Here is a 7,995-nt window from a genome sequence, read left to right as displayed (position 1 = left end):
AAAAGGGGGGTCATTGTTTTTTGTTGTAAAAAAACCTTGGATCCCTTGGAAATATTAATTTGTAATCTATTTAGGATTAAAATAGATTAACACTACGCCTATTACAAGAGGAGGAATTTAATGAAAAATAATGTAATAAAAGTTAGTGGATTAAACAAAGACTTTAAAATATCTAAGAATTACGACTCCTTTTTTAAACGAATTTTTAGTAATTCTTCAGAAACTATAAGTGCAATATCAGATTTTAATTTTACTGTGGAGACTGGTGAAATTCTTGGAATCCTTGGGAAAAATGGAGCTGGTAAAACAAGTCTTATCAAAATGCTAACGGGTATTTTAACACCTACTTCAGGAGAAATCGAAGTTATAGGTTATTGTCCACAAAAAAATAGATATAAATATACCTTTTCTATTGGTGTTGTATTAGGTCAGAAATCTTTATTATGGTATAATATACCAGTTATTGAATCTCTAAAACTTTATAAAAGTATATATGGCATTGATGATGAAAAATTTAATAAAAGGTTAGCTTTGTTTGAAAGGGGTTTTGCGATTAAAAAGCTGCTAGATGTACCCGTTCGTAAGCTTTCTTTGGGTGAAAGAATGAAATGCGAAATTGTGGCTTCCTTATTACATGATCCAACCGTTTTATTTTTAGATGAGCCCACCATAGGATTAGATGTAATTTCGAAGGAACAAATACATAAATTTTTAAAAAGAATGAATAAAGAACTTGACACAACAATTATTATAACAACTCATAATTTAGATGATATTGAAAAGCTGTGCAATAGGGTTCTTCTAATCGATCATGGCAAAAAAATTTTTGATGGTGCCAAAGATCATTTGTTAAGCCTGGATGATAAAAAAACTATTATTGTTAAAGGTAAACTGAATATATCACCATCAGTCTCTCAATATTTAGTAAATGAAAATCAAAATGTATATAAATTTCAATGTTCAAAGGATAATATAAATATTATTGGTGAAATTCTAAAAGATAGTCCAGAAATAAGTGATATTGAAATATATAACAATAATCTTGAGATGATCATATCAAAAATTTATAAAGGGGAGATTGTTTTAAATGATTGTCCAAATTAGAAGACATTTTCGTTTAATATTAAATTATATAGATATTAATTGGAAGAATAGTACCGAATATAGAAAGGATTTTATAATACTTTTTTTTGATTTTATAGTTATTACACTATTATCCATCATATTCTGGAGGGCAGTTTTCGGTAATACCGATCAGTTAGGGAACTGGCAATTTGAAGAACTAGTCATATTAGGTATATTTGGTAGCACCTCTTGGGCATTAAGTGATTTTTTTGCAGGGGCATGGCAGTTACCAGAAAAAATAACACAAGGAGCATTAGATAAGTACTTAACAAAACCTATTCACCCTCTCTTTGCTGCAATTATGGAAAGTATGCAATTAGAAGAAACTTGTAAGGGGGTTTTAGCCTTTACTCTCTTAAGTATAGTAGCCTCAGTAAAATACAATTATTCTATTACGATAACAAATGTATTATTGTCTATTGTGATATTAGTAATAGGCGTTTGCATTATTTCCCTTATGAGGATTTTTTTCTCTCTGTTTACATTCTGGATAGGTCAATCTAATGGACTTAATGTAATACTACATTTAGAAGATTTTAACTTTGAGAGATACCCTATCGATATATTTGGCAAGTATCTCAAATATTTGTTGACTTGGTGTATTCCAGTAGGATACCTAGCAACCTACCCGACCGTGATTTTTCTGAGGAAATCAGAAAATAACCTTATTATCTTTTTATTAGGAGTATTAGTTTTAGCAACTTGGTTTATAATAGTATCATTTTTATGGAAGCGGGGTATTAAGAGATATGAAGCAAATGGTGGATGATAAACGTAATATTAGGGATAATTTTTTTAAATACCTATCAGTACTGAGAATAGCTAGTGTAATCAAAAAAGCCTATATTTTAGATTTTATTGGAAAACTTATATATTTACCAATTAATTTATCTATTCTTTATTTAGTATGGTATAGGATATTTCAGTATATGGGAATAGAAAGATTAAATGACTATTCACTATTAGAATTGTATAGATATTATTATGTAGTAAGAATAGTAGGTTACTCTACCAGTTTCTATAAGCAAATATCCTATAAGATATGGAATGATATAACCTATGGTGAGATTTCTAAATTTCTATGTCGACCAATCAGTTATTTAAAGTATCAATTTTTTTATGGATTAGGATATATACGTTATAATTTACTAATCTCCGTTCCTTTATTTTTGATAGGGACACTATTATTCAGAAACCAGCAATTATCTATCAGTAGTATAATTTTTTTTCTAGCATCACTTTCACTATCTATTATCACTACATTTTTTTTCAATACACTAATAGGATTAATAACCTTTTGGACGGAAGCAATATTTGGAGTGAAGGATTTAATCCTGCATGTAGGTATGATTTTTTCTGGAGCTTTAATCCCATTAGAATTTTTACCTCGATATATTGCTTTAATAGGATGGTTGTTGCCATTTAATAGCATGGTATACATTCCTGTATCTATTGGATTAGGTAATTTATCAGAAATAACTGTTTTCAAATATTTATTAATCCAATTAGTATGGATCATAATACTTGCATCTATGACTACACAAATTTGGTCATGGGGGCAACGGAGATACGAAGCTCAAGGAGGATGATGGATAAGTTGCATATGATAAATATTGAAAAATATGGATATGATAGTTTTTTTAAACAACAATTTGAACTAAGAAAAAATGAAAACTTAGTGCCAGGAAGAGTCATTGGAGTATATAAAAGTGCTTATAAAGTGATGACCCTCAATGGAGAAGTAATTGCAGAATTATCTGGTAATTACTACAATAGAGTAATTTATAAAAGTGATTTCCCTTGCGTAGGCGATTGGTTATTGTTGAATAAATCTAATATCATTATAGATTTAATGGAACGGAAAACTAAGCTCTCAAGGAAAACTCCAGGAAAAAAAGTAGACGAACAAATTTTAGCTGCAAATGTCGATGTGCTTTTTATTGTCACTTCTTTAAACAAAGAATTTAATTCCCGTAGAATAGAACGCTATTTAGCCACAGCTATTAACCAAGGCATTAAGCCAGCTATCATTCTTACCAAAATGGATGCTTGTAATGACGTAGTAGCTTATATAGAAAAATTAAACCAGATAGCACCAGAGGTAACATGTATATTTACCAGTGCTTATGAAAAAGTTGGAATTGAAGGTATTTTTGACGAACTATCAGAGGGAAAAACAGGTGTATTTATCGGATCGTCAGGAGTAGGAAAATCGACATTAGTTAATGTGTTAATGGGAGAAGAAGTACAGAAAACTTTTGACATACGGATACAAGATCATAAAGGGAGACATACGACTACCCATAGAGAATTATTTATACTTGCCAATAATGGAAATATTATTGATACTCCTGGAATCAGAGAGATACATTTATGGTCTGATAATAATTCTAGTGGAGGATTTGAAGATATAGAAGAATATGCTAGGCAGTGCAGGTTTAGAGATTGCCAACATATCCATGAACATGACTGTGCTGTTAGAAAAGCAATAGAAGAAAATAAAATAGATAAGGAACGATTTAAAAATTATTTGAAATTACAAAGGGAATTGTATTATTCCAGCTTGCAGCATGATAAAAGAGAGAAAATTGCTTTTCAAAAACAGATTAAAAGGAAATCAAAAATAGAAGGCCTATCATTAAAAAAATAAAAATATTTTACTGAAACGCAGGCGAAACGCGGGGACGGTTCTCGTGTTTCGTATTAAAAGGATATTAAAAAATAAAGATTAAAACTCAATTCTATTTGAGTTTACAAACTTCTTTGATTTTGTTAAAAGAAGATTTGAAAATCCAAAAGCACACAGAAGTATTTTCAATTATGCTCTGTGTTGACTTACCTTAACCTGCAAAACATGTATCAAATATGTAGGGTATTTATAATTAAAATTTGATATTATACAAGTGAAGGGAGGAGATAAAGATGAAACCATTAAAACAACTTAATCAGGCAATGGTTTATATTGAAGACAATTTAACAAGTCAAATAGACTTTAAAAAAGTTTCTCAACTTGCATGTTGCTCGGAGTATCATTTTCGTAGGATGTTTTCATTTTTAAGTGGAATGTCAATGAGCCAATACATTAGGCACCGACGTTTAACTCAGGCAGCTTTAGAACTATGCAAAACCGATGTCAAGATTATTGACATGGCAGTAAAATATGGTTATGACTCACCTGACTCATTTACAAGGGCTTTTCAGGAGTTTCATGGTATAGTTCCAAGTGAAGCTAAAAAAAACCAAGCTAATTTAAAAGCTGTTCCACCTATGACTTTTCAATTAGTTGTAAAGGGAGGGAAAGATATGAACTATAGAATTGTTGAAAAAGAGGGCTTTTATATAGTAGGCCTTTCAAAAAAAGTTAAATTAATCTATAGAGGCATTAATACTGAAATACAGGATATGTACACAAGCCTTACAGAAGAAGATTATGAAGAATTAGAAAAACTGTCCAACATTGAGCCAAAAGGAGTTATAAATGCCTCAATGATATTTCAAGATGAAATAGCAGAAGGTGATACTATAGAACACTTTATTGGTGTGGCAACAACACAAGATCATGCAAAAAAATGGAGCGTATACTCTGTTCCCACTTCTACATGGGCAGTTTTCACTGTAGTTGGTGAGTTTCCAGAAGCATTGCAGACCACATGGGAGAGAATAGGCGTTGAATGGTTACCCCTATCAGGATATGAACTTAAAGAAGGTCCGCAGTTACTATGGCAAGATGAAAATAACTATAACGATTTATCTAACCACAAAAGCGAAATTTGGATTCCAGTAGTTAAAAGCTATTAGCTTAAGTATTGATTGATTTAGCCGTTGAGACCAATATCTTATCACCTAAGTGCTTGTCACAAAAGCATCTATAAGCTTTAGTACACATCCTACTTTTTAGTATTACCAGCAAGGTCTAATAGCACTATATGTCTATAACAGCCACAAGCCCCTCAAACTCTTTACAGGCAACAAGAACTCAGTTACATCAACTGAGTTCTTGTTTTTACATCTTCAATTTAAAATAGCAATATACCTACAATACAATAACATAGTACGTTGCTAGGGCTGTAAAATTATTTTAAAACCATATTTATATAATAAATAATTAACATAACACCATAGGTTAAAGGTAGAATTACAAGATAATTCTTATATAGCTCCTTAATCTTTACATGAAAATACTCTAAGGTTAGCACCTGGCAAAGGTGAAGAGGTGAAATATAATAGAATATAAAGGAGCTTGTATAAATGAACATAGCATACAGAAGCTTTGTTTCATAATCGGGGGCTAAAGGCAAAAGCATGGGAAACAATATGGCAATACCAGGATTAGTTGCAGCTAATGGAAAGCACAATACAGCCGTAGATAAAAATATTAAAAGCTCTATTGGCATCCCTTGATCAAGCAAATGATTAAGAAATATGATTATTTCATCAATCTCATTTACAGTATTTCTATATAAAAAAATTCCTACAATTGCAATCACCATTGGTAACTTAACACCCTTATATATGGTTTTTAAGGGATGCTCCTTTAAGTCATATTTTTCATCCCTTCTTTTGTCAAACTGATTTATACCTACACTAATGGCGATACCCACCAGTAGAGATAGCTGGAAGGAGACATTAAAAGCAACAACTCCTAATAAGCTTATTAATATTGGAGATGCATAAAGCACAAAAGTACTAAAGGCATGAAAATACTGTTTTATGGTTATTTTTTCTGGCTTTTTTTCTTTGTAATTTCTTAAATAAAAAATATAGCCAAATATATAAAGAGCTAATGCTATGGAAATTGAAGCTTAATAAAATCTATAACCCTAAAATCTCCTATTTCTGATGCCAGTAGTATCGCAGGTGACAATGGAAAAACGAAGTATAGGGCATGTCTAAATATTAGGTTTATGGTAGCCTTCTTATCATTGGCAATGTTAAGCCTATCCCCTAGGCTTCCAACGATTGGACAAGACATTAAGGCACCACCAGATACTAAAAGGGTTCCCATAAGGGCTGGTGCGATTAAAATTGTAGCCTTTGCACTTCTAAGTATTTTTTCTAAAGCAATAATCATTCTATCCAGTATAAAATACTTATCCATCAAGTAAGCCAAAACAGTAATTAATGCTATTATGGAACCGAGGGATAAAGTAGTGGGTTCAAGTAGGGTATTTTTATATAAATTTAAAAATTGTGGTAAGCTACGCCCATTTAACATGGCCAAAAAAAAGGAGCTAACCATTAAGGAATAGCCTATATTTAGCTTTCTATTTACTAGGAATAAGGTTATAAAAATTGATATTACTAAGGATAAAATTAACATATGTCATCACCAGTCCATTTCCTTTAAGCTATTAATAAATATATCATTTTTCCTTTATTATAACAATACTTTAGATTATCGAAATAATATATGCAAAAATTACATACAGACTATTAATTAAGTCATAATCCAACCAATTATCTTTAAAAGCTATCTATAAGTAATCTCTAAAACATAGATTATTTCAATAGTTAAATAGCCTTCAAATGATTGTTTCACCTTTTAAAGACTGATACACTAAGATGGTACATATCAGTAGGCAATATGAGTTGCAAACAATATCGTGAGGTGATATTTAATGATTAGAGTATTGTAGATAAATATAGAATTAACTAGTACAGGGTCTAAAGGAATAAAATTAAAATTATAGGAGCAATTTACAATGAGACCAGCAATCATGGAAGAGGTAGAAGCTTTAAGAGGTATTAACTCTGTAAAAATAAAAGAGGCCAGTGAAGCTGGAAAAAAAGTAGTGGGAATGTATTGTGTGTTTTCTCCACAGGAAATTGCTATGGCAGCAGATGCTATAACAGTAACTCTATGTGGAACAAAACAGGAGCCAATAGAAGAGGCAGAAAAAGAGCTTCCAAGAAATCTATGTCCATTAATTAAGTCCAGCTATGGTTTTGCAATAACAGATAAATGTCCATATTTTTATTTTTCAGATGTACTATTAGCGGAAACTACCTGTGATGGAAAAAAGAAAATGTATGAATTAATGGAGAAGCTAAAGCCGATGCATATAATGAATCTACCACAGACGGCTACGGGAGAAGAGGCGTTAGTATTTTGGAAGAATGAAATGAATCGTTTTAAAGATTACTTAGAAAATCAGTTTGGTGTACAAATTACAGAGGAAAAGCTAAGGGCCGCTATCAAATTAATGAACAGAGAAAGAGTAGCTATGAAAAAGCTACATCAGTTAAATGCCCACAAACCAGCTCCTATATCAGGGATGGATATGATGCTTGCTCAATGGCTAAAGGGCTTTAATGTAGACAAGGAGGCAGGTATAGAGCTTATAGAAAGGCTAATCAAGGAGGTAGAGGTTCAAATGGAAAAGGGAATCTATGCCTTTGATGAAAATGCACCAAGAATACTATTGACCGGATGTCCTATTGGAAGCGGCTCAGAAAAGGTACTAAAAATCCTAGAAGAATCTGGTGCTAGTGTAGTAGCCCTAGAAAACTGTACAGGATATAAGGGCTTAGATGTATTAATAGATGAAGAAAAAGAGCCTATCCTTGCTATAGCAGAAAAATATTTATCTACCCCTTGCTCCTGCATGATACCAAACCATGGAAGATTAGACTTAATAGAAAGATTATCTAAAGAATACGAAGTGGATGGGGTTGTAGATTTAACCTGGCAAGCCTGTCATACTTATAACATAGAATCCTTCACAGTGAAGAAGTTTGTAAAAGACACCTTAAACCTACCCTTTATACAAGTAGAAACAGATTATTCTGACTCTGATGAGGGACAATTAAAGGTAAGACTTGAAGCCTTTTTAGAGTCCATAAGCAACTGTAGTTTAGCAGAATAGAATC

8 protein-coding genes are annotated in these 7,995 nt (G+C 31.7%); 6 read left to right on the top strand and 2 right to left on the bottom strand.

All coding sequences use genetic code 11. From position 1 onward, the window contains the following. The first annotated feature begins 120 nt into the window (after positions 1–120). From F8154_RS08130 to F8154_RS08110, 5 genes are all read left to right on the top strand, one after another. The gene (locus F8154_RS08130) at positions 121–1,104 is read left to right on the top strand and encodes an ABC transporter ATP-binding protein (protein WP_151861121.1); all 984 of its coding nucleotides are present in this window, start codon (positions 121–123) and stop codon (positions 1,102–1,104) included. Then, on the top strand, positions 1,088–1,894 hold the full coding sequence (locus F8154_RS08125) for an ABC transporter permease (RefSeq protein WP_151861120.1): 807 nt from the start codon (positions 1,088–1,090) through the stop codon (positions 1,892–1,894). Before F8154_RS08130 ends, F8154_RS08125 begins: the two co-directional genes overlap by 17 nt. After that, on the top strand, positions 1,884–2,714 hold the full coding sequence (locus tag F8154_RS08120) for an ABC transporter permease (RefSeq protein WP_192930208.1): 831 nt from the start codon (positions 1,884–1,886) through the stop codon (positions 2,712–2,714). The genes F8154_RS08125 and F8154_RS08120 overlap by 11 nt, the downstream gene beginning before the upstream one ends. Continuing rightward, positions 2,711–3,775: a ribosome small subunit-dependent GTPase A gene (rsgA, locus tag F8154_RS08115; protein ID WP_192930207.1), complete on the top strand. Its 1,065-nt coding sequence runs from the start codon at positions 2,711–2,713 to the stop codon at positions 3,773–3,775. Before F8154_RS08120 ends, rsgA begins: the two co-directional genes overlap by 4 nt. Positions 3,776–4,047: 272 nt before the next feature. Continuing rightward, complete coding sequence (locus tag F8154_RS08110) at positions 4,048–4,923, top strand: AraC family transcriptional regulator (protein WP_151861117.1); 876 nt, start codon at positions 4,048–4,050, stop codon at positions 4,921–4,923. Between the two features lie 275 nt (positions 4,924–5,198). Here F8154_RS08110 and F8154_RS15520 read toward each other — a convergent pair whose 3' ends face one another. Both F8154_RS15520 and F8154_RS15515 read right to left on the bottom strand, forming a co-directional pair. After that, entirely contained in the window at positions 5,199–5,804 is a 606-nt protein-coding gene (locus F8154_RS15520) for a DUF401 family protein (protein WP_192930206.1), read from the bottom strand. A 107-nt stretch (positions 5,805–5,911) separates the two neighbouring features. Beyond that, the gene (locus F8154_RS15515) at positions 5,912–6,445 is read right to left on the bottom strand and encodes a DUF401 family protein (protein ID WP_151861115.1); all 534 of its coding nucleotides are present in this window, start codon (positions 6,443–6,445) and stop codon (positions 5,912–5,914) included. A 382-nt stretch (positions 6,446–6,827) separates the two neighbouring features. Between F8154_RS15515 and F8154_RS08095 the strand changes: the two genes are divergently transcribed. Then, entirely contained in the window at positions 6,828–7,991 is a 1,164-nt protein-coding gene (locus tag F8154_RS08095; protein WP_151861114.1) for a double-cubane-cluster-containing anaerobic reductase, read from the top strand. Positions 7,992–7,995: the final 4 nt, after the last annotated feature.

This window comes from Alkaliphilus pronyensis, from assembly GCF_009017275.1.
Taxonomy (GTDB): Bacteria; Bacillota; Clostridia; order Peptostreptococcales; family Natronincolaceae; genus Alkaliphilus_C; species Alkaliphilus_C pronyensis.
This window is presented reverse-complemented; position numbering and strand designations above follow the sequence as displayed.

Coding starts and splice junctions, on each gene's coding strand:
- F8154_RS08130 (WP_151861121.1), top strand. CDS start 121: ATGAAAAATAATGTAATAAAAGTTAGTGGATTAAACAAAGACTTTAAA.
- F8154_RS08125 (WP_151861120.1), top strand. CDS start 1,088: ATGATTGTCCAAATTAGAAGACATTTTCGTTTAATATTAAATTATATA.
- F8154_RS08120 (WP_192930208.1), top strand. CDS start 1,884: ATGGTGGATGATAAACGTAATATTAGGGATAATTTTTTTAAATACCTA.
- rsgA (WP_192930207.1), top strand. CDS start 2,711: ATGATGGATAAGTTGCATATGATAAATATTGAAAAATATGGATATGAT.
- F8154_RS08110 (WP_151861117.1), top strand. CDS start 4,048: ATGAAACCATTAAAACAACTTAATCAGGCAATGGTTTATATTGAAGAC.
- F8154_RS15515 (WP_151861115.1), bottom strand. CDS start 6,445: ATGTTAATTTTATCCTTAGTAATATCAATTTTTATAACCTTATTCCTA.
- F8154_RS08095 (WP_151861114.1), top strand. CDS start 6,828: ATGAGACCAGCAATCATGGAAGAGGTAGAAGCTTTAAGAGGTATTAAC.